Below are 22,507 nucleotides of genomic sequence, written 5' to 3'. Positions count from 1 at the left end.
CTTAAGTTATTTTATTTAATAGTGTGAAGAAAGTAGAAATTTCTTCTTCAGTCAAGTTTTTAAGAACTTCTTTTTCAGCTGTGTTTAATAGATTAGAGTAACTTGATAAAACCTCTTTACCTATTTCAGTTAAATGTAATGTATAAGAACGTCTATCTTTTATTCCGCGTTTTCTAATAACAAGATCTTGTTTTTCTAGTGCATCGATATTTCTTCCAACAATATTTCTATCTTTTCTATGTATTTCAGCAAGTTGAGCTTGGGTAACCCCTTCATTTTCCGAAACGTAAATAAGAGTTATGAAATGACCATGAGTAATACCTATCTCTGCAAGAGGTTGTTTAGTATAACTTCTCATGTTCTCTAATAGCGTAATAAGCTTATAACCTAACGCATCTTTTATCATAATTTCACCACCTAAAATAATATAGCTAATATATTATATACCTAGTATACTATTTTGTCAACATAAAAAAGAAAACACTGAAAATAATATCTTTCATGCATTATTTTCAGTATTTTCTTGTTATTATTGAAAATTAAATCCATTTTGAATCGATACAGAAATATAATTAATGTTCTAGGCCACCCGTTATTTTTGTATCTTCTTTATCAAAGTAATTTACAGCAGTTTTTATTATTAATTCTAAAGCAATGATAATATCTTCTTTTTTCATAAAAGGCATATTAGGTTTGTCTTTAACCTGCTCTTCAATATACGGGATATGAATAAATCCAGCTTTAATATTTGGATATTTTTTTGAAGCTAGGTATAAAGATTCATACATAATATGATTACAAACAAAAGTACCAGCAGTATTAGAAATAGCAGAAGGAATATTATTATTATTCAATTCATCAACAATTGCTTTTATTGGTAATGTAGAAAAATATGCATTTTCTCCATCTTTTCGTATGGCTTCATCAATAGGGCTATTTCCAATATTATCTGGGATTCTAGCATCATCAATATTAATAGCGATACGTTCAGGTGTAATCTTACTTCTTCCACCAGCTTGACCAATACAAATCACGATGTTAGGAGAAAATGAGTCTATATTTTCTTCTAAAACACGTGAGCTGTCTTTGAAGACTGTAGGCAGGGTAATTTTTTTTATTTCTATATTGTCTATTACATCTGGTAAGCTATTAACACATAAACTAGAAGGATTAATACTCTCGCCACCAAATTTATCAAAACCAGTTATTAATACTTTCATGAGGCACCTCGTAATTTTATAAAAAATATGTTGTAATAATGGGAGTGACTCAAAAATCGTGATTTCGGAGAAATCGATTTTGTCGAGTCACCCCCGCACAGTTTATTAGATATCTAAAAAGCTTTTATAAAGCGAATTTAGATATCAATAAACCACTGCGTCTATGAGTTATCATCTGAACTTTGTTACATTTTAGGACTTTTGGGTCCCCCCATTACAATATTACAACTAAATAAATTTTTAAATTATATTAATTATAAAACAGTTTAGATAATTTGAAAATAGTATTTCTATATTTTAGGAGATAAATTGTAAATTGTAGTAAAATAAATCATTAATTCTATAAAATAAATTTTCAGATTTTTAATAATTAAATTTACATTATTCTGAAAAAATGATATAATCTATTTATTGTCTAAGATTTTTTTTTGAAAAGATAAATTTTACTTTATTGTTAGCTAATAAAACAAGACTATGTGAAGTAATGTATAATAAATGGAGAGGAGAAGTTTATGTATCGTACAAAAAAATACTATGATAATAAGTTGTATATTGTTCAACTTATTACTATAATTTCTATATTGCTAAGAACTATAGTAAATTTAACATCAATTTTTATTATTCAAGTTATCTTAGATAGTTTGATATCTAAAGATTTTGAGAGAGTTTATCATTTTGTTAAATACTTGATAGTAGTATTAGTATTTTATTTTTTATTGCTATTTCTTTCTCAATATTTTTTAAGAAAACTTTTCTTTCTTGGAAATTTTTCTGTTTTAGAGTATTTTTATGATAAGTTTTTAAAAAGTGAATATAATGATTTTAAAGAAGCAAAAAGTGGTGAAATATTATCTAAGTTAACGTCAGATAGTATAAAGATATCAGATTGGTATTCTCAAGGTAAAGTTATTTTAGTAACGCAGTCTTTTATTTTGTTTTCTATATTGATGTTTATGTGTAGGTATAATGTTTCGATAACACTTATATTATTCTCTGTAATATTGGCGTGCTTCTTTATTATAAAACAAATAAGTAAGAAGCTTTCGAATTGTATGAAGAGTGAACAGAAATTATTAGGTGAAACTAATCAATATATACTTCAGTCAATATTAGGTTATTTTGATCTAAAACAATTAAACAAAGAACAGTACTTTATAGATTACCTTAAAGAGAACATTATAAATAAAAGAATAAAGGTTAATACTGATTTAGCAAAGTATTTCTCGCTATATGTAGGTATATCCGCTACTGTTGCATTTATACTACCTATTGTCTCTCTATTACTTTCAGTGTATTTTATAATATATAAAGATTTTTCCGTAGGTTCGGCTATTGCAATATTTTCTACAGTTAGAATGTTAGATGAACCTATAAATTCTATATCAGATAAAATAACTGTTAGGCAGACTGCTCATAAGATAGAAACTGAATTATCTAAGACTTTCAATAATAAAAGCGATGAAGAGAAAGAACTATTAAAATTAAGTGAATTTAGCAGTGTAAATATGGATATATCTAGTTTTTATTTTAAAGATAATCTGATTTTATCTGATTTTAGATTAGAAATTAATAAGGGTGATTTTCTAGTTTTAAAAGGAAGAAGTGGTGTAGGAAAGACGACGGTATCTAATCTTATATTAAGAAACTTGCAAGAAGGTGCATATAAACTAGATGGAGAAGTCTTAATTAATGAAAAAGATATATATAAGAATAATATACAAATTTTAGGAGAATTTCTAAAAGTAAATCAAGAACCATACATATATGAAGCTACAATAAGAGATAATATTCTCTTAGGGGATTCATATGATGATAGACTTGATGAGATAGTTAGATTATTACATCTGCAAGAATTGATTGATAAACTAGGATATGATTATTTATTGAAGGAAAATGGAAAAAACTTAAGTGGTGGTGAAAAGCAAAGACTAGAGTTGGCTAGAATATTAATAAGGAGACCTGAGTTCATTATTTTGGATGAACCAACAAGTGCTATGAATACAAATTTGAGTGAATTAATAGTAGAAAATATTTTTAACTACTTAAAAGAACACAATATTACAGGTTTGATAATAACTCATAGTAAGGAATTTGATAAATTTGCCACAGATATTATAGAAATTAAATAGAATTAAGAATAATATTATAAAAAATTATTGCAGATAAGTAATACTTATACATGAAGTTAGATACTAATGACTTAGGATTTTGATTTTATTAAAATTAATTTTCCTAAGTCTTTCTTTGTTGTTTTATATAAGACATATTTTGAAGAAGCTGAATCAAAAGTTTGAAATTTTAGAAAGTTTTTATGAGAATCTTAGATATAGTACTTTATTAATATCAAATTTCGCTTTATAAAAGCTTTTTAGATATTTAATAAACTTTGTTGGGGTTACTTGATAAAATCGATTTTTTAAAAATCAGGTTTTTAGTCACTCTCTTTAATAAGATAAATTGTAATTTATTTAAAAAAATGATATTATAAAAATATAAGGGGTGAAGATTTTGTCTAGAGAAGAAAAATTAAGAACAATTATTAGTACGATAGATAATTCGGAGTATAGTGCTACTAAGAAAACTACTAACAATAAGTGTATGATGAGAACATTTAAAGAAGCTAACGATACTTGGCTAGCAGAAGCGTATTCTAAGAAAAAGTATGCTGATTATAAACCATTTCAATTCGTTGATGGAGAGGGAGTAAGATGTTCAATATATCTTAGCGGTTGTCTATTCGCTTGTAAAGAGTGCTTTAATGAAAGTATCCAAAACTTTAATGCGGGACAATTATATACGAAAGAAATAGAAGATCAGATAATACAGGATTTAAGTAATTCTTATGTACAAGGACTAACGATTTTGGGTGGAGAGCCGTTTCTTAATACTCAGGTAGCTAAAAGTTTAGCGAAAAGAGTAAGAGATGAATTCGGTTCAACAAAAGACATCTGGGTTTATAGTGGTTACACATATGAACAGCTCTTAAAAGGTAGTGAGGATAAAAAGGAATTATTAAGTCTATGTGATGTATTGGTAGATGGCCCATTTATGATTTTTCTAAAAGATTTAAGCCTTAGATTTAGAGGAAGTAGTAATCAAAGAATTATAGATATAAAACATTCTAGTAAAGATAATGTAGTACTGTATATGGAGTAAGTTTGAATACAATGAAATTACTTTAATTAGTAGTTAATTCATGATATAATAGTTAAGTTGACAATTAGGGATACAAAACATCTCTAATTGTTTTTGTTAATTAATTTATAGAGAGGAGATTAAAAGTTGAAAAATATTATAGAGATTTTTCGAAAGGATATAAAAGAAGTATTTAGAAAAACTAATACATGGATAATTATAGTAGGATTGATATTTTTACCATCAATGTATGCATGGCCGAATATACTATCTTCATGGGATCCGTATGGACATACTAACAATATAAAAGTTGCTGTAACATCAGAGGATGCTGGAGCGACTGTTGATGGAAAAGAGTTAAACCTAGGTAATAGTTTAGTTGAGGGATTAAAAAATAATAAAAATCTAGATTGGCAGTTTGTATCTAATAAAGAAGAAGCTGAAAAAGGAGTAAGAATAGGTGACTATTACGCAAGTATAGTTGTACCAAAAAACTTCAGTCAGGATATGACGTCTGTTAGTAGAACAGAACCACAAAGAGCGACAATTGAGTACACGGTAAATGAGAAGATTAATGCTATTAGTCCAAAAATAACAAACAGTGGTGCTTCTGCAATAGCTAATAATATTAGTAAAAACTTTGTAGAAACAGCTAATGGTATAATTTTTGAAAAATTGCATGAAGCGGGGATAAAATTTGAAGAAAATCTTCCATCAATTGAAAAAGCAAAAGAGGAAATCTTTAAATTAAATGATAATTTTTCTACATATGAAAGTACTTTAAGTGAATTAATTGGAAAAGTGGAATACGGGTATAATATTTTAAACAATGTTCAAAACACACTTCCAGAAATAGATAGAGTAGCCACAAATAGTATTATGATTGCTGATAAGGCTGGAATTACTATTAATAATATTCAGGGATTCAATGAAAGATTATTACCAATTATTAATAGTCATCTTAATGTTGTGGAGGAAGTATCTAAAGAAGCTAATGTGATAGCAAAAGAGTTGCAAAAGAAACCAGATAAAACGGAAGAAATAAAGGCAAGACAGAAAGCTTTAGATAGTAGACTACAAGCGAGTACAGAAAGATTACAACTAGTAAAGAATATTTTTGAGTATTTCAATAAATTATCAAATGAGAGATTATTTAATAATCAACTTGAAAGAGTAACTACTTTATTGAATGATATTACGGCGATAAAAGAAGTAAATAATAATATCTACAATAAGATGGATCATTATGATGAAATAGCAGATACTGTAAAAGAGGAATTTGTAAATAAATCTGCTAGAATTAATGAAGTTTCTTCAAATATGAATTCTAAATTGAATGTAGAAGTTGCACCTTTAATCTCTCAAGTTCTTAGTAAGGCAGAGGTTAATATCGATAAGGTAAGTGGCATAATTGCTGGGGCACAAGGAGAACTACCTGCAGTTGAGAGAAAATTATCTGAAACTGAGGTGAAGATTAGTAATGCATATGGTAAACTATTATCATTACAAGCGCAAATGCCATCTGCAAAGAGTAAAATTCAAAAGCTAACGGATGAAATTAAAAAGGCTGACAGCGGTATAGATAAAAATCAACTGTTTAATTTATTAAAGGTTGACTATAAACAACAGGCAGAGTTTTTCGCAAATCCTGTTAAACTTCAAGAGAATAAGCTTTACCATATAGAAAACTACGGTTCAGCTATGACACCATTCTATACAGTTCTTTCTATCTGGGTTGGTTCATTATTAATGTCTTCGTTATTAACTACTAAGGTAGAAGATGAGGAAAATAAATATAAACCATATCAAAAATATTTTGGTAGAGGTCTGTTGTTTGTAATTATATCGTTATTCCAAACATTAATAATTACATTAGGGGATATGTATGTTCTTGGAACGCAAGCGACCTCACCATATAGGTTTGTATTATATGCATTATTAATATCGCTGCTATTTTCTTCGATTATTTATACAATAGTGTGTATTCTAGGAAATGTAGGTAAAGCAGTTTGTATAGTGCTGTTAGTATTACAATTAGGAAGTTCGGGGGGAACATTCCCAATTCAAATGACTTCAGAATTCTTCCAAGCGTTATATCCAAAAGTACCGTTCACTTATTCTATAGGTCTACTACGTGAAGCGGTAGGTGGGGTATATATTCCAGCGGTAGAACGTGATATTAAGATATTATTTATTTATCTAATTGTCGTTCTTATAGGAGGAGCAATTCTAGTTAGTTTAAAAGCACGTTCTGCTAAATTAAGTAGAGAAAGAGAACGTTCTAAGTTATTCTTGTAGAATATAATTTTTAAAATAGATATATAATAATAGTAGAGTGATTCAAAGGAATTGATTTAATACAGTCAACACTTTTGAGTCACTTCTTTTGTTTGTTTTCTCATACTAAATGAAAAAACTTAGTATTTATGATATAATAAAATGATAAAACCTTAAAACATAGAGGATAAATTATGGTTAGAACATTAGATAGAACAAAAGACATCTTCTTAGATACGATGCTTTTGGGAAATGAAATATTAACGAAAAAAATAAAAACAACTAATAAAACAAAAATTACAGTAGTCTTGGCAGCATATAGAAGTGTTGATAGACTAGAAAGTATTGTAAAAGACATTTTTAATCAAAGTTTTCAAGAATTTGAAATAATAGTAGTTGATGATCTTTCTGATTCTGAGATAGAAGAAGCGGTAGCCGTATTAGATAATAACAAAATTAACTACATAAAAAAACAGCTAGGTTCTAATTCATCAGCGAAAAACTGTGCTTTGGACTTTGCTAAAGGAGAATATGTAGTTTTTGTTGAAGAGAGTTCGAAATTAAAATCAAATTATTTGGAATTACTATTTAATGAAGTATCACAGAAAAATCTTGATATAGCAATGTTAACTAGAAATGGTTATCCAAGCATACTAAATGAAACTGTATCATCAGGACAAACTTATCTTATAGAAGAAATTAAGAGATTAAAAAGTGATTTGAATTATAATGTTACTTCTTGTATTTTTAAGAAAAAATTCTTAGATGTTTATAATTTAAGATTTCAAGAAGATATGTTAGCATTAGAGAATTTATATTTCAAATTACGTGTCTTTGATGTTGCGGGTAAAGTAAGTCAAGTAGCAAAAGTTGGCTACAAAGATTTACAAGAAAATAAATCTGTAAGAAACAATGCGATGATTGAAGCTTCAACGAGAAGAATAATGATTGCATTTAACAAAATTGAAGAATTTAAACAAAATAAAAAATATGAGGATAGTTTAAATCTTCTTTGTGGATATCTACTCTTTGATGTATTAAGAATGCAGGAAAATATGTCCGAGGAAATAGAAATATTAGATCTAATAAAATCAAGAAAAAATTATTTTGATAGTGACACATTCATTAATAAAACGATGATAGCAATGTCTCCGATAATGTTTGCAAATCATCTTAACAGAAAGGATAGGAGATAATTATGAGGCGAATATTACATAATGTGTTTTCATATGCGTTTATAGCCTTGTTTACAATAGCTTTAACCTGGGCATATGTTGCACCATTTGTCTATGAAAGAATATTAAATCCGTTGGCACTTCTGTTAGGTGTACCAGTGGTTTTCATATTGTTTATTTATGCAGTAAAAAAAGTTTTAGCAACTGATGAAGTTGGATTAAAAAAATATAATAGAATTATAGTGTTAGTATATTTAGTATTTCAGGCAATTATTTTATCTATGGATACACTGAACTTTTCGGATGGTGCAGAAATAGAAAATGAAGCGCACTACATGCTAAACTATGGAAAATTCTCTGGTGAAAGATATTTTTTAGTTTATCCGAATAATATTACACCGACAATTATTCTATACTGGATATATCGTATTGCCGCATTCCTACATATATCAGAAGTGTGGACATTACATATATTCTGTTTCTTAGTAACAACAGCGACAATATTTTTAACATATAAAACAGCTGGAAAATTACTTACAAAACAAAAGCAAACGATAATTTTAGGATTAATGATATTATACATTCCTTTCCAAATGTATAGTTTATTCTATTACTCTGATACATTAATGGTAATTATGGTTGCTTTAATAATATATGTTCTTATACCATCAGATGGAAGTTTTATCTTTAGAACAAAGCATATTGTAGCAGTAGCTATTCTAGTTGCATTTGCATGGAACTTAAGAAGTAATATAATTATTATTTTACCAGCGTTAATAGTGTACTTACTATTTTTCAAATGGTATAAAAATTTAGTTTTATTGTTAGTGACCTTTGGAATTGCATTTGTATTCTTTGGAAAAGGATTCGATATGCTGTGGGCGCACTATGGATTTTGGAAAGATGATGGATATAAGTTCCCGATGTTACACTGGGTAATGATGGGAATGAGTATCCAAGGTGGAAGTTATAATTGGCAGGATTTCCAATTTACATATCTTAGTCAAAATAAGATGAGAGATGATCTAGGCTTATTCTTTAATAGATTAACTCATAGGCCAATCTTCCTTAACTTACTTATGGTAGTTCTTAAAGTAAGAGGAAATTGGAGTGATGGTACTATTAACTATACGAATGGTACACGAGCACTAAGAGATGGTGATGGTTTCTTGTGGCAACTTTTCTATGGAAGTAATAATAGTTTCTTCATATACCTTTCGCAAATGATGTATGTTGTGATTATTTTCGGGATGGTATATTACATCTATAAACGTAGAAAAGAATACATTACTTCTTGCTTCTTATTCCAAATTATTATCTTCGGGGTATTTATGTTCCACTTAATCTGGGAAGCTAAACCGAGATATGTTTATGCATGGATGCCGATAATCTTCATTCTAGGAGCTAAAGGTATAATACTATTTGCAGAAAGATATGAGACGACCATATTTGATAAATACAAGAAAAAACTTTATATTGCTTTTGGAGTAGTATTTGCTCTTCAAGTTGGAAGTGATAGTTTCTTAAGACCATCTTATTCAATGAACTTAGATTATGATTCACGTGTAATTAACGGTATTAGTATTTATGCAACGGATAATTATTTAAGGGATGGAATAGTTAGGGTGAATAAAGATACAGAAGTAGAACAAACGTTTAAAGCTAATCGCAGTTTTAATTATGTTCGAGGATATATCTCTTCATATGATGAGAAAAACAATTCGAAGTATAAAGTAGAGATAATAGATAAAAAAGATAATAAAGTTGTAAGAGAACATGAATTTATTTATCGTGAATTGTATTGGGAAGTACCATTACAAACATATACTCTTCGTTGGTATTTTGATGATCTTCCAGCGGGAGACTACAGTGTGAAATTCTCACAAGTAGAAAGTGATAATAATGGAAGTATAGTTATTTCTAGTGTACCAAATGAAATGATTGATATGTATGAAGCTGGTAAATTATATATTAACGGTGCCGATCAAAATAAAAAAGATCTTTCATTACAAATAGGACATAGATACCAAAAACTTTGGTGGTATTAATGAAATAGAGGAAAATAATATCTTTAATTAAGATAAGAGGCTCATCTTCGGATGAGCCTTTCTTCATAGTTAAGAGTAAGGGTGGATTTTAATTTAAGTTTAGCTATAGTACAAGATTAACATAAAGTAGGGAATATATAATATAAATATGAGAGTAACTTAACAAAATCTATTTCTTAAAAATCACGATTTTTAAGAAATTCCCTTTCTCCAATTGACATAGCATATTACTAATTTGCAAACGATTTATTGTCAAAGAAGGTAAAACTATGTTATAATTAGAATACAACATAAAAGGAGCAAATAATTATGGTAAATATTTATGATAAAGCAAATGAATTTGAAAGAGCATTAAGAGAATCTGATGAGTATAAAGCTTCATTAGCAGCATCTGAAGAATTATACGCAGATGAAGAAGCTAATGCTTTATATACAGAATTCGTATCAAAACAAAAAGAATTAATGGAATCTGCTCAAGCAGGAAATGAACCTACAGAAGAAGAATTATCAGTATTTGAAGAAATTCAACAAAAATTATTAGAAAATGCTAAATTCTTAGAGTTTGTACAAACTCAACAAAAACTACAATTTTTAATTGAAGACTTAAATAAAGTAATGTACAAACCTCTAGATGAACTTTTCGAAAAATACGGAAACAAATAGAATAAGATGTAATACGAAGTATTAGATATTTTCTAATACTTTGTGTTACTATTTAAAAATCACCTAGGAAACTAATTTTCTAGGTGATTTCTTTATATACATTTAACTTTTATTTATCTTTGTTTTCTTCAACATAATCTATTAATTCTAATGTAAGATCATATCTAAAGAATGGTGTTATTAGGTAAATTCCTTTGAAGTGTTTTAAAGCAACATCAAGTAACTTTTTACTTTCTTCTAAAGCAATTTTTTGACAAAGTTCTTTGTCATCTTTTACTTCTTCTAGTTTTGCTAAGAATTCTTCTGATAACTTGATACCAGGCACTTCATTGTGTAGGAATACAGCATTGTTATAGCTAGTAATTGGCATTATACCAACGAAGAATGGAGTATCTGGATAATCAGCAGAAAATTCTGCTAATTGCTCAATTTTTTCAGCTTCAAAGACAGGTTGTGTAATAAAGTAATCAGTACCTGCTTTAATTTTCTTCTCAACTAGACGTTTTGTTTTACTTAAGTCTCGAACATTTGGATTATAAGCAGCAGCAACTGTGAAGTTTGTAGTCTTTTTCAGAGAAGCCCCGTTATATCCAAGTCCTTCGTTAAGTTGTTTAATGAAAGGAATTAATTTAAGACTAGTCATATCGTAGACACTAGTAGCTCCAGGGAAATCACCAAGTTTACTTGGATCCCCAGTAAGAGCAAGGACATTATTAATTCCAAGAAGATCGAATCCCATTAATCGAGATTGTAACCCGATAAGGTTGTGATCACGACATGTTAAATGTAGAAGTGTAGGGGTAGAAATGTGCTCTTTAAGTAACGTAGCAGCAGCCAAATTACAAATTCGAGTGCTAGCTAAAGAATTATCTGCTAAAGTTATAGCTTCTATATTCTTTTTATCTATTGCTTTTGCACCTTCTATAAATTTATCTACATTTAAATGTTTTGGAGGATCTAATTCGGCAATTATAGTTACTTGTTTTTTGACTTTATCAACAATTGTTGGTTTGTTATTTGCTACTCTAACAAGTTCTTCCTCAGCTGGTAAAGGTGTGATTATTTTTCTTTTTACAGGTTTTAAATCTTTAATTCCTTTTTTAATAGCACGAATATGCTCAGGAGTAGTTCCACAGCAACCACCTATTAATCTTACACCTTCTTCTACAAGTAACTTAGCACTTTGTTCGAAGTAAGCTGAATTTTTTCTAAAACGGTATTCATTACCATTAATAGTTTGTGTTAACTGTAATAAACTGGCATTAGGATAAGCTGATAGATAGCTTTGTGCAAATAATGGAACTTGTTTTAAACTTTTTATCATATGATAAGGACCTAAATGACAGTTTAATCCAACTATATCAGCACCTAAATTAACAAGTGCGCTTAAAGCATCAGTAATTTTTTCTCCGTTTTGAGTTATACCTGCTTCTAATAATGAAATATTAGTAATAATAGGTAAGTCGGTTAATTTTCTTGTTTCAGTTAAAACAGCACGAATTTCTTCTTGATCATAGTAAGTTTCAAAAAGTAATGCATCAATTTTATTCGTTGATAATAATACTTTTACTTGATCAAGTGTTTCGTTAACGATTGTTTCTAATGATAGTTCACATTCACGAAGACCGCGAATAGCTCCAATAGTACCGAAAACAAAAGTATTTTCTCCAGCAGCTTTACGAGCTATTTCAGCGGCGCGAATATTTATTTCTTCAAACTTATCTTCATAACCATAAGTTTTTAGCTGACATTTTTTTGCAGCATAAGTATTTGTTTGAATTATATCTGCTCCAGCTTCGATATAAGCCTTATGAATTTTCTCTACAGAATCTGGATTAGAGATATTATTATATTCATGACAACTTTCCAATCCATTACTATAGAGAGCTGTACCCATAGCTCCATCAGCTACGAGTACATTTTTTTCTAATCTCTCTAGTAAGTTTCTCATATGAACCTCCTATTTAGCGGCAAGTTCACTTCTGATTTCTTTAGTTACCTCAACTAAAACTTCTAATGCTTCGATTGTTTCTTTTTCAGCACGTGTTTTTAATCCACAGTCGGGGTTAATCCAGAATTGTTCTGTAGATAGTTTTTGAAGTGGACGTAAGATGTTTGTACGTACTTCTTCTTTTGTAGGAACACGTGGAGAGTGGATGTCGTAAACTCCTAAACCAATACCTAATGGGTAGATTGCAGTTTCGAATGCAGAGATTAATTCTCCGTGGCTTCTACTAGTTTCGATAGAAATAACGTCAGCATCTAGTGCGCGGATAGAATCGATAATTTCATCGAAGTTAGAATAACACATATGAGTGTGAATTTGTGTATCATCTTGAACTGATGAAGTAGCTAGACGGAATGAGAATACTGCTTCTTCAAGATATTTTTCTTTTTTGTTATCTCTTAGAGGTAATCCTTCACGGATAGCTGGTTCATCAACTTGGATAATTGTAATTCCAGCTTTTTCTAAAAGTTCAATTTCATTTTTAAGAGCGATAGCTATTTGGTTGAAGATTTCTGCTTTAGAAATATCAGTTCTTTCAAATGACCAGTTTAGAATTGTAACTGGTCCAGTTAACATACCTTTAACAGGACGGTTAGTTAAGCTTTGAGCATAAGCAGTTTCTTTAACTGTAACAGCTTCAACGTGTTTTACATCTCCGTAAATGATTGGTGGTTTAACCCCACGAGAACCGTATGATTGAACCCAACCGAATTTAGTAGATGCAAATCCAGCGAAACGTTGACCGAAGAACTCAACCATGTCTGTACGTTCGAATTCACCGTGAACTAGTACATCGATATCAAGATCTTCTTGGATTTTAATCCAACGAGCGATTTCTTCTTCGATGAATTTTTCATATGCTTCATTAGATAATTCACCTTTTTTCCATAGAGCACGTTGTAGACGTACTTGTTTAGATTGAGGGAATGATCCGATTGTAGTAGTTGGTAATAATGGTAAGTTGTATTTTTTGTTTTGAACTTCACGACGAACTTTGTAATCAGATGGACGAGTTGAACGAACATTTTCACTTGATTCTAATTCAAGGTTTCTGAACTCAGCATTTTGTAATTTATTGAAGTCTTCAACGTGTTTTTGGTATGCTGCATCTTCTTTACCATCTAATTTGTTAGCTAGTAAGTTAAGTTCTACTAATTTTTGATCAGCAAATGCTAAACCATTTAATAATGTTTCTTCTAATTCAGTTTCATTTTTAGTTGTTACTGGTACGTGTAGTAATGAACATGAAGGTTGAATTACTAATTCAGCAACGTTAGCTTTAATTTCTTCTAATAATGCAGAACTATCTTCGAAATCATTGCTCCATACGTTACGTCCATCAACAACTCCAGCAAATACTTCTTTATTTTTAAATAAACCAGCTTTTACATTGGCTAAGTTTTCTTCTCTACCGTGAACGAAGTCTAAACCGAAAGCTACTGGTAAATCAGCAAGTTTTTCAGCTTCTACTAAAGCTTCAAAGTAAGTTTGGAAGATGAATTTAGCATCTACTTCGTTGTTGAAGTGGTTGTATACTTTGTGAGCTAATTCTACGTAGTTTCTACCTTCATCAGTAACAAAGATTGGCTCATCTACTTGGATGTAAGAAGCACCAGCTTCAGCTAATTCTTTGAATACTTGAGTATATAATGGTAATAATTTATCTACAGCTTTTTCGAATTCTCCTTCAGCTAGACCACTAGATAAAGCAACATATGTAATTGGTCCAGTGATTACTGGTTTAGCTTTATCTCCTACGATTTCTTTTGCTTCTTTATATAAGTCTAATAGACGAGTATTGTTTAATTTAGGGTTAACATTTTCCCATTCTGGTACGATGTAGTGGTAGTTAGTGTTAAACCATTTTTTAAGTGCAGATGCAACATTATCTTTGTTACCACGTGCGATATCGAAGAATAAGTCTACATCAACTTCTCTTCCTTCAAAACGTTGTGGAATAACGTTGAATTGAACTGATAAATCTAAAATGTGATCATAAAGTGAGAAATCACCAACTGGGATAAAATCTAATCCAGCGTTTAATTGTTTCTCGATATAAAGACGACGAAGTTTTCCTGCTTCTTCAAATAACTCGTTTTGACGAACTGTACGAGCCCAGTATCCTTCAATTAATTTTTTCCATTCTCTTTTTTCCCCTAAACGTGGGTATCCTAAACTTGAAATTTTTGTCATTATTCTTTCCTCCTGAGATTTTCTCTTTTTGTGTATATTGAATTATAAAAATAAAAAACGCCCTTAAACAATAATCTAGTATTGTCTAAGGACGTGCGTTTCATACGTGGTACCACCTTATTTTATGGAAAATCTAAAATGATAAATTGAATTTTTTAGTTTTCCACCTCATTAAAATTTTAACGCTATTTTCTGCGTAATTATCTAACTTCCGCTCGATAATTAAAACTCAAAGACCATCTTCAAAAAAACTCATTAATCTCTTTTCAGCTACCGAGACTCTCTGGTGTAAATCCTTTTTTCTACTCATCTTATCTATGTTATTATGTATTAGTTTGTAAAAATATTTTTTTATTCAGTCTTAAATACGACAAAAGGGTAGTAACACAAGGGACGAAATGACCGTGTTACCACCCAATTTTATAATCTTAAAATAAATTTTAATCTTACCTCAATGATTATTAACGGTTATCAACCGGAACTAACTTATATATACTCATTAGTTCAGCTCTGTGACCATTTACAATACACTCAAATCCTTTTTTTCACCAACCAAAAGGTCTCTAATAATTAAGTAATATTGCTCTTCACTTCTTCGCTTTTTAAAACTGTTAAAGAAATATTAACATAAGATTTTTTCTTTGTCAACACTTTTTATTAAAAAAATTAAAAACTTTTTTCGAAATTGTCAGAAATCTAAGATGAACCATATATATTAGTATATTTTTAAAATAATATTTTTATAATATCTATTTAAGAATTATTTAAACATTTACTAATAGTTAGTTAATATCTATAAGGTATACTGTATTCATCAAACAAAAAGTTTTGGTAATAAAGTATTAATTAATAAGAGGAGAAAAATACAAATGAAGAATAACTTTATGAAATCAGAAAATTTTACAAAATGGGCAATAAGAAAAGTTAGTGTTGGAGTAGTATCAGCAGCAATTGCAAGTGGTATTTTTGTAATTGTAGGAGGTGGAGAAGCTCACGCAAGTGATAAACAATTAGATAAAGCACCAGTAGTTGAAACTGTAAAAACGCAGGTAGATGAAAATGTAGTTACTAAACCAACAGAAAAATCTGAATCAGTAGAAACAACAACAGTAAAACCTAAAGAAACTGATAAAACAGTCGAACAACCTGTAGTTGGAACAGATAGAGAAGTTAAACCTGAGGTAACAGAAAATAATATCTTAAGTCTTGCTAAAGATACTGTAGATGCACCAAAAGTGGATGCACCAGATATGACTACACACAAAACAACACCAGTTGAAGTTAAAAAAGCGGTAATGGATAATACGAAAGATGAAGTTAATGTACCAGCTAAATACTTAGACAAAGCAAACTTCCCTGGACCATTCACAGCCGGAGTAAACCAAGTAATTCCTTATCACTTATTCGCAGGTGATGGAATGTTAACTCGCTTAATCTTAAAATCATCAGACACAGCTCCATGGTCAGATAACGGAACAGCGAAAAATCCAGCTCTTCCACCAGTGGAAAATTTAACAAAAGGATTATACTTCTATGAAGTAGATTTAGCGGGAACACAAGGGAAATCAGATAAAGAATTATTAGATTTATTAAAAGCAAATGGAACACAAAGTTACAAAGCAACAATCAAAGTATACGGTGAAAAAGACGGAAAAGCAGATTTAACAAACTTAGTAGCTACAAAAGATCTAAATGTAAATCTAAATGGATTAACAACTGTTAGCGAAGTCAAAAAAGCAGTAATGGAAAATACGAAAGATGAAGTTAATGTACCAGCTAAATACTTAGACAAAGCAAACTTCCCTGGACCATTCACAGCCGGAGTAAACCAAGTAATTCCTTACCACTTATTCGCAGGTGACGGAATGTTAACAAGATTAATCTTAAAAGCATCAGATAAAGCACCATGGTCAGATAATGGATCAGCGAAAAATCCAGCGCTTCCTCCAGTAGAGAAATTAGGACATGGATTATACTTCTATGAAGTAGACCTAGCGGGAACACAAGGAAAATCAGATAAAGAATTATTAGACTTACTAAAAGCAAATGGAACACAAAGCTACAAAGCAACAATCAAAGTATACGGTGAAAAAGACGGAAAAGCAGATTTAACAAACTTAGTAGCTACAAAAGATGTAAATGTAAATCTAAATGGATTAACAACTGTTAACGAAGTTAAAAAAGCAGTAATGGAAAATACGAAAGATGAAGTTAATGTACCAGCTAAATACTTAGATAAAGCAAACTTCCCTGGACCATTTACAGCTGGAGTAAACCAAGTAATTCCTTACCACTTATTCGCAGGTGACGGAATGTTAACAAGATTAATCTTAAAAGCATCAGATAAAGCACCATGGTCAGATAATGGATCAGCTAAAAATCCAGCGCTTCCTCCAGTAGAGAAATTAGGACATGGATTATACTTCTATGAAGTAGATTTAGCAGGAACACAAGGAAAACAAGATAAAGAATTATTAGATTTACTTAAAGCAAATGGAACACAAAGCTACAAAGCAACAATCAAAGTATACGGTGAAAAAGACGGAAAAGCAGATTTAACAAACTTAGTAGCTACAAAAGATGTAAATGTAAATCTAAATGGATTAACAAGTGTACAAGAAGTTAAAAAAGCAGTAATGGAAAATACGAAAGATGAAGTTAATGTACCAGCTAAATACTTAGATAAAGCAAACTTCCCTGGACCATTCACAGCTGGAGTAAACCAAGTAATTCCTTACCACTTATTCGCAGGTGACGGAATGTTAACAAGATTAATCTTGAAAGCATCAGATAAAGCACCATGGTCAGATAATGGATCAGCGAAAAATCCAGCTCTTCCTCCAGTAGAGAAATTAGGACATGGATTATACTTCTATGAAGTAGATTTAGCAGGAACACAAGGAAAACAAGATAAAGAATTATTAGACTTACTAAAAGCAAATGGAACACAAAGCTACAAAGCAACAATCAAAGTATACGGTGAAAAAGACGGAAAAGCAGATTTAACAAATTTAGTAGCTACAAAAGAGGTTACCGTAAATCTTCATAAAGAAGCTATGGAAATGGAGAAAAAACCAGGTGAAAATATGATGATGGATCATAAAAAACATGGATTAATGGATTCAAATATGAGCGGAAAAACTATGGATATGCATAAATCAGATGACATGACTATGAAAGCACATATGGATAAAGATATGAAAGCTAAAAATATGAATGCTCATATGAACAATAATATGATGAAAAAAGGAATGTTACCAAAAACAAGTGCAGCTCCAGAAGGAACAATGAATGCAACAAACTCAACAAATTCTTCAACTACAGGAATAGTAGGATTAATCATCGCTAGTCTATTAGGTTTATTAGGACTTAGAAGAAAAAATGAAATCGACTAAATAGAATGGGAGTGACTCAAAAATCGTGATTTCAGAGAAATCGATTTTGTCGAGTCACCCCCGCACAGTTTATTAGATATCTAAAAAGCTTTTATAAAGCGAATTTAGATATCAATAAACCACTGCGTCTACGAGTTTTAATATGAACTTTGTCAAATTTTAGGACTTTTGGGTAAGTCCCATGTATTAAACGATTTAAATCAGTGTGATTTGATAGTAGTCTCTTTTATAAAATTTTTTGAATATCTAGAATTATGTGGGGAAATCTCAATTAAATTGATATTTTTAAAATAGTGAGAGATAGTACCTTGCAGAATTTAACGGAATAGTGCTATACTTTAAATGTATAGTGCTATTTTGTTAGGAGGAGTAAAGATATGATGAATAAAATTTTATTAGTAGATGACGAGATAGAAATAACGGAGATAAACAAAAGATATCTAGAACAAGGTGGTTATGATATAGATATTGCTAATGATGGGAAAGAAGCATTAGAAAAATATAAAAGAAATAAGTATTCACTAATTATTACCGATATAATGATGCCAAATATGGATGGCTATGATTTGATTAGTGAAGTACAATATTTAGATGCAGAGCAACCTTTTTTATTTATAACTGCCAAAACAACTGAGCCAGATAAAATTTATGCTTTGAGCTTGGGGGCTGATGACTATATAGTTAAGCCGTTTAGTCCTAGAGAATTAGTATTAAGAGTTAGGAACATATTACGTCGAATTGAAAAAAGTAGTACAGATAGTATTTCGACTTTAGGGGATTTAGAAATAAATTATAATAGTAGAATAGCGATGGTCAATGGAAAACAACTAGACCTAACGGTGAAATCTTTTGAATTATTGTGGTTATTAGCTAATAATCCAGAACGTGTTTTTTCTAAAACAGAATTATATGAAAAAATATGGCACGATGAATATGTAGAAGATGCTAATACATTGAATGTGCATGTGCATTCTTTAAGGAGAATATTGATGAAATACTCTACAGAGAAAACACCAAATATAAAGACAGTGTGGGGACTAGGATATAAAATGGAAAAACAAGTTTAAAAATGGAAAGGAAATATAGAATGAAATTAAGAGATTATATTATTGTTGGATATATTTTGTCATTTTTAATAACTATAGCTGCTGTATTTTGGGCTTCAAACCAAATGTTAATTGAAAAAAAAGATACCTATTTTATTGTTGCAATTACTGTGATTGCAGGATTAATCGGTGCGACGATAAGTCTAGCATTACTAAAAGGTGTGTTTAAATCATTAGATGTACTAAAGAAAAAAACAGTAAATATAAGTGAGAAAAGATTTGACATTAGTGATGAAGTGATACGTCCAGTTGAATTTAGAGATTTATCTATTGCATTTGATGATATGGCGGAGCACTTAAAAGAAAGTTTTGAATCACTAGAACAAAGTGAAAAAGAAAAATCTCTTATGATTGCTCAACTTTCTCATGATATAAAAACTCCTATAACTTCTATTCAATCAACAGCTGAAGGAATGTTAGATGGTATAATAAAAAAAGATGAATACAAGTACTATTTAGAAACAATTTGTCGTCAAACAACGAGATTAAACAAATTAGTTGAAGAATTAAATTATTTGACGCTAAGTGTGAAAGAAACTGATTCTGCAGATAAAAAAGAAACAATATTTTTAGATAAATTATTAATTGATTGTATGTCTGAATTTAAGTTAAGAGCAGAAAAAGAACAAAGAGATATTTTTATTAAAGTAATACCAGAAAATGCAAAAATAGTAAGTAATTATAATAAATTACAAAGAATAATAGTTAATTTACTAGGTAATGCATTTAAATACTCACCAAGTGGAACAAAAATCGAAATAGTTGCTGAAATTAGTGATGAAATGCTTTCTATTTCTATAATTGATGAAGGTTGCGGTATAAAAGAAGAGGAACTTGATAATATTTTTAAAAGATTATATCGTGTTGAAGCATCAAGAAATATGAAAACAGGTGGCTATGGGTTAGGTTTAGCTATAGCGAAACAACTAGCTGTGCAACTAAATGGAGACATTAAAGTAGAGAGTGAATATGGTAAAGGAAGTACATTTACCTTGGAAATTTTGACAAAATAAATTATTCAATGTATAATGAAAAAAAATATACTGAGGAAAAATATATGTCAAAGTCAAAGTACATAACGCGTTTAAAACGTTCTGAAGGACAGCTTAGAGGAATTCAAAAAATGATAGAAGAAGAGCGAGATTGTATGGATATTATGATTCAGCTAAGTGCAGTTCGTTCTAGTGTTGACAAAGTTATTGAATTATTAATAACAGAAAATCTTATGGAATGTATTAATAATCCTACAGAAAATCCTGAAGAGCATAAAGAAAAAATAGGAAAAGCTATACAGTATCTAGTAAAAAAGAAATAGCATACTAAATTAATAATAAAAGTCTTGATCCAAGATTATTTTGGACCAAGACTTTTATTTTTTTGAAATGTAATAATTTTATAGAGAATTTTAATATTTTAATTGTTAGTTGTTTTTTACTAATTGGTTATTTAATTCTTTATTTTGTTTCTCCAGGCCAGTTATTCATACCGCCTTCGACATTTATAACATCGAATCCCTCTGCATCAAGAAAATCATATGCTTTAGCAGAACGACCACCCGCCTGACAAATCACATAGTATTTTTGATCTTTGTCCAATTTAGAAAAATCTGAGCCTAAAGTACTTAAAGGGAAATTTTCAGCAGAAGGTATGTGACCAGCTGCGTATTCATGAATTTCTCTCACATCAAGAATAGTGAGTTTTTCACTACTATTAGTATATTTTTCATAAAAATCTTTCATTGAAATATTGTTTTTCATAGTTAATTCCTTTCATATTACTAAATTTAACTACTGTAAAACTCTGAAACATGTTATGTTTTTAACAGAGCTAAATTATTCATGGTCTAATTTTAAACTATTTTACCTCGCCATGCATGCATTCCGCCTTTAACATTGACAACATCGAAACCTCTTTTTTTAAGTTTCTTTGCTGCAAGTTTACTTCTTGCTCCAGAGTGACAAATTACATATGTTTTTTTGTCAGCGATTGGAGTAAAGCTACCGATTTTATTTAGTGGAATATTTTTTGCATTTTTTATGTGGCCTCTTCTAAACTCACCAGGTGTTCTTACGTCTATTAGTTGAATATTTTCCTTTAATTTATTTTCTAACTCAGTAGTAGAAATACTGTCAACTTTTGTGAATAAAAAAAACATTTCCTTACCTCCTATATACCCCTATAGGGTATATTAAATCATGAATTTAAGTCTATGTCAAGGATGATGATTATATAATTTAAAATATTTCAGATTATATGTGAATAAAAAATTATCAGTTGTTGAAATAATTGTATATAGCTATTAAATCTTAAAATTATTTATCTCTTTGAAAATACGAAAGTAATTATATGAAAATAATTTTCATTTTTTCGGGAATTATATGCTTGACAAATAAGAAAAATAGGAGAATAATGGAATAGAAAGTAACCAAAATTTTTATAAAGAACAACCAATAATTTAGGAGGAATTTTAAATGAAAAAAATATCAAAGGTAGCTACTGCCAGTGTACTATTATTTACATTAGCGAATCCACTAGCTGTATTCGCTGAGAATAGAGTAGGTAATGTTTCAGAAGCAAGTAGTAATAAAACAACACAAGATCTTACAATTAGTTCAGAAGAAATCAATGGAGATATAGTATTTCATGTAACTGCAGTTAGGGATACTTATGAAGCTATTGTTTATGCTAAAATTAATGGGAAAAATTATACTTATAATCTAGGTAATCTAAAAAAAGGTCAAGTATCAAAAATAGTTCAACCTGGTGCAAGTATAAATAACAACAGTGCTTCTATTTCAAAAGAAAGTAAAAAAGAAAGATCACTACCTAATACAAGTGTAGTAAGAGAATTAGTAGAAAAGTCGGTTTCATATAGTAATGAATTAAATGGGAATGTAATTGAAGCAAAAGTTGTCTATAAAGTATATGAGCTAGTAGAAAAAAATCCAACTATAAATGAAGGAACAAAATATATTCCAGAAAGTAAAGTTAAAGAAGGTGCTATTGTAAAACCAGAAGTACTAGTAAAACCAGAATATAAAGAAGTTTTAGGTGGAGCAATAGTTGAACCTGCTGTACAACCGGAATTACCAAAAGCAGAAGAGCCAGCAGCGCCAGCACCGAAAGTAGAAGAGCCAGCAACTCCAGCACCGAAAGCGGAGGAACCAGCAGCGTCAGTACCGAAAGCGGAAGAGCCAGCAGCCCCAGCACCAAAAGCGGAGGAACCAGTGGTACCAGCACCGAAAGTAGAAGAGCCAGCAACTCCAGCACCGAAAGCGGAGGAACCA

16 protein-coding genes, 1 pseudogene and 2 other annotated features are annotated in these 22,507 nt (G+C 30.0%); of the genes and pseudogenes, 11 read left to right on the top strand and 6 right to left on the bottom strand.

The genetic code is table 11. The features are described 5' to 3' along the window. Position 1 precedes the first annotated feature (1 nt). Positions 2 to 406 carry a MarR family winged helix-turn-helix transcriptional regulator gene (locus O3801_RS05230; RefSeq protein WP_294682133.1) on the bottom strand — a complete coding sequence of 135 codons (405 nt, stop codon included), beginning with the start codon at positions 404 to 406 and terminating at the stop codon, positions 2 to 4. Positions 407 to 572: 166 nt separating this feature from the next. Then, complete coding sequence (gene pcp / locus O3801_RS05225; RefSeq protein ID WP_371454307.1) at positions 573 to 1,220, bottom strand: pyroglutamyl-peptidase I; 648 nt, start codon at positions 1,218 to 1,220, stop codon at positions 573 to 575. A gap of 512 nt (positions 1,221 to 1,732) precedes the next feature. Here pcp and O3801_RS05220 point away from each other — a divergent pair. The 6 genes from O3801_RS05220 to O3801_RS05195 all read left to right on the top strand — a co-directional run bounded on the left by O3801_RS05220 (position 1,733) and on the right by O3801_RS05195 (position 10,518). Continuing rightward, positions 1,733 to 3,349 carry an ATP-binding cassette domain-containing protein gene (locus O3801_RS05220; protein ID WP_294681176.1) on the top strand — a complete coding sequence of 539 codons (1,617 nt, stop codon included), beginning with the start codon at positions 1,733 to 1,735 and terminating at the stop codon, positions 3,347 to 3,349. A gap of 379 nt (positions 3,350 to 3,728) precedes the next feature. Then, positions 3,729 to 4,376 (top strand): anaerobic ribonucleoside-triphosphate reductase activating protein, encoded by a 648-nt coding sequence (gene nrdG, locus O3801_RS05215; protein WP_371454306.1) that lies wholly within the window; start codon positions 3,729 to 3,731, stop codon positions 4,374 to 4,376. A 126-nt stretch (positions 4,377 to 4,502) separates the two neighbouring features. Next, positions 4,503 to 6,653, top strand: a complete 2,151-nt coding sequence (locus O3801_RS05210) for a YhgE/Pip domain-containing protein (protein WP_371454305.1) — start codon at positions 4,503 to 4,505, stop codon at positions 6,651 to 6,653. A gap of 173 nt (positions 6,654 to 6,826) precedes the next feature. After that, positions 6,827 to 7,828 (top strand): glycosyltransferase family A protein, encoded by a 1,002-nt coding sequence (locus O3801_RS05205; RefSeq protein WP_371454304.1) that lies wholly within the window; start codon positions 6,827 to 6,829, stop codon positions 7,826 to 7,828. Positions 7,829 to 7,830: 2 nt separating this feature from the next. Next, positions 7,831 to 9,855, top strand: a complete 2,025-nt coding sequence (locus O3801_RS05200; protein ID WP_371454303.1) for a glycosyltransferase family protein — start codon at positions 7,831 to 7,833, stop codon at positions 9,853 to 9,855. Positions 9,856 to 10,164: 309 nt separating this feature from the next. Beyond that, a complete protein-coding gene (locus tag O3801_RS05195; protein WP_294683490.1) occupies positions 10,165 to 10,518 on the top strand; it encodes a YlbF family regulator in 354 nt (117 codons plus the stop codon). A gap of 109 nt (positions 10,519 to 10,627) precedes the next feature. Here O3801_RS05195 and O3801_RS05190 read toward each other — a convergent pair whose 3' ends face one another. Continuing rightward, entirely contained in the window at positions 10,628 to 12,469 is a 1,842-nt protein-coding gene (locus O3801_RS05190) for a bifunctional homocysteine S-methyltransferase/methylenetetrahydrofolate reductase (protein WP_371454302.1), read from the bottom strand. A 9-nt stretch (positions 12,470 to 12,478) separates the two neighbouring features. Beyond that, complete coding sequence (gene metE, locus O3801_RS05185; RefSeq protein ID WP_371454301.1) at positions 12,479 to 14,719, bottom strand: 5-methyltetrahydropteroyltriglutamate--homocysteine S-methyltransferase; 2,241 nt, start codon at positions 14,717 to 14,719, stop codon at positions 12,479 to 12,481. Between the two features lie 84 nt (positions 14,720 to 14,803). After that, positions 14,804 to 15,046, bottom strand: a binding site (T-box leader). Between the two features lie 59 nt (positions 15,047 to 15,105). Next, positions 15,106 to 15,324: a binding site (T-box leader), on the bottom strand. Positions 15,325 to 15,588: 264 nt separating this feature from the next. On the opposite strand from metE, the gene O3801_RS05180 reads away from it, so the two are divergent. The 4 genes from O3801_RS05180 to O3801_RS05165 all read left to right on the top strand — a co-directional run bounded on the left by O3801_RS05180 (position 15,589) and on the right by O3801_RS05165 (position 20,535). Then, positions 15,589 to 18,114, top strand: a complete 2,526-nt coding sequence (locus O3801_RS05180) for an SSURE domain-containing protein (RefSeq protein ID WP_371454300.1) — start codon at positions 15,589 to 15,591, stop codon at positions 18,112 to 18,114. Between the two features lie 377 nt (positions 18,115 to 18,491). Further along, positions 18,492 to 19,181 carry a response regulator transcription factor gene (locus O3801_RS05175; protein ID WP_294683626.1) on the top strand — a complete coding sequence of 230 codons (690 nt, stop codon included), beginning with the start codon at positions 18,492 to 18,494 and terminating at the stop codon, positions 19,179 to 19,181. Positions 19,182 to 19,201: 20 nt separating this feature from the next. Continuing rightward, positions 19,202 to 20,233, top strand: a complete 1,032-nt coding sequence (locus O3801_RS05170) for a sensor histidine kinase (protein ID WP_294683627.1) — start codon at positions 19,202 to 19,204, stop codon at positions 20,231 to 20,233. A 44-nt stretch (positions 20,234 to 20,277) separates the two neighbouring features. Then, the gene (locus tag O3801_RS05165; protein ID WP_294683628.1) at positions 20,278 to 20,535 is read left to right on the top strand and encodes a metal-sensitive transcriptional regulator; all 258 of its coding nucleotides are present in this window, start codon (positions 20,278 to 20,280) and stop codon (positions 20,533 to 20,535) included. A 139-nt stretch (positions 20,536 to 20,674) separates the two neighbouring features. On the opposite strand, the gene O3801_RS05160 is transcribed toward O3801_RS05165, so the two are convergent. Together O3801_RS05160 and O3801_RS05155 are read right to left on the bottom strand one after the other, a co-directional pair. Then, complete coding sequence (locus O3801_RS05160) at positions 20,675 to 20,977, bottom strand: rhodanese-like domain-containing protein (protein WP_371454299.1); 303 nt, start codon at positions 20,975 to 20,977, stop codon at positions 20,675 to 20,677. Between the two features lie 92 nt (positions 20,978 to 21,069). Further along, the gene (locus O3801_RS05155) at positions 21,070 to 21,375 is read right to left on the bottom strand and encodes a rhodanese-like domain-containing protein (RefSeq protein ID WP_294683630.1); all 306 of its coding nucleotides are present in this window, start codon (positions 21,373 to 21,375) and stop codon (positions 21,070 to 21,072) included. A 316-nt stretch (positions 21,376 to 21,691) separates the two neighbouring features. Between O3801_RS05155 and O3801_RS05150 the strand changes: the two are divergent. Beyond that, positions 21,692 to 22,507, top strand: a pseudogene (locus O3801_RS05150) (hypothetical protein); the annotation flags it as partial.

The sequence above is a fragment of the Gemella sp. 27098_8_149 genome (assembly GCF_041433745.1).
Taxonomy (GTDB): Bacteria; Bacillota; Bacilli; order Staphylococcales; family Gemellaceae; genus Gemella.
The sequence above is the reverse complement of the archived record's forward strand: the minus strand, read 5'-3'. Positions and strand labels throughout refer to the sequence as shown.

Coding starts and splice junctions, on each gene's coding strand:
- pcp (WP_371454307.1), bottom strand. CDS start 1,220: ATGAAAGTATTAATAACTGGTTTTGATAAATTTGGTGGCGAGAGTATT.
- O3801_RS05205 (WP_371454304.1), top strand. CDS start 6,827: ATGGTTAGAACATTAGATAGAACAAAAGACATCTTCTTAGATACGATG.
- O3801_RS05195 (WP_294683490.1), top strand. CDS start 10,165: ATGGTAAATATTTATGATAAAGCAAATGAATTTGAAAGAGCATTAAGA.
- O3801_RS05175 (WP_294683626.1), top strand. CDS start 18,492: ATGATGAATAAAATTTTATTAGTAGATGACGAGATAGAAATAACGGAG.
- O3801_RS05220 (WP_294681176.1), top strand. CDS start 1,733: ATGTATCGTACAAAAAAATACTATGATAATAAGTTGTATATTGTTCAA.
- O3801_RS05230 (WP_294682133.1), bottom strand. CDS start 406: ATGATAAAAGATGCGTTAGGTTATAAGCTTATTACGCTATTAGAGAAC.
- O3801_RS05180 (WP_371454300.1), top strand. CDS start 15,589: ATGAAGAATAACTTTATGAAATCAGAAAATTTTACAAAATGGGCAATA.
- metE (WP_371454301.1), bottom strand. CDS start 14,719: ATGACAAAAATTTCAAGTTTAGGATACCCACGTTTAGGGGAAAAAAGA.
- O3801_RS05160 (WP_371454299.1), bottom strand. CDS start 20,977: ATGAAAAACAATATTTCAATGAAAGATTTTTATGAAAAATATACTAAT.
- O3801_RS05155 (WP_294683630.1), bottom strand. CDS start 21,375: ATGTTTTTTTTATTCACAAAAGTTGACAGTATTTCTACTACTGAGTTA.
- O3801_RS05170 (WP_294683627.1), top strand. CDS start 19,202: ATGAAATTAAGAGATTATATTATTGTTGGATATATTTTGTCATTTTTA.
- O3801_RS05165 (WP_294683628.1), top strand. CDS start 20,278: ATGTCAAAGTCAAAGTACATAACGCGTTTAAAACGTTCTGAAGGACAG.
- O3801_RS05200 (WP_371454303.1), top strand. CDS start 7,831: ATGAGGCGAATATTACATAATGTGTTTTCATATGCGTTTATAGCCTTG.
- O3801_RS05190 (WP_371454302.1), bottom strand. CDS start 12,469: ATGAGAAACTTACTAGAGAGATTAGAAAAAAATGTACTCGTAGCTGAT.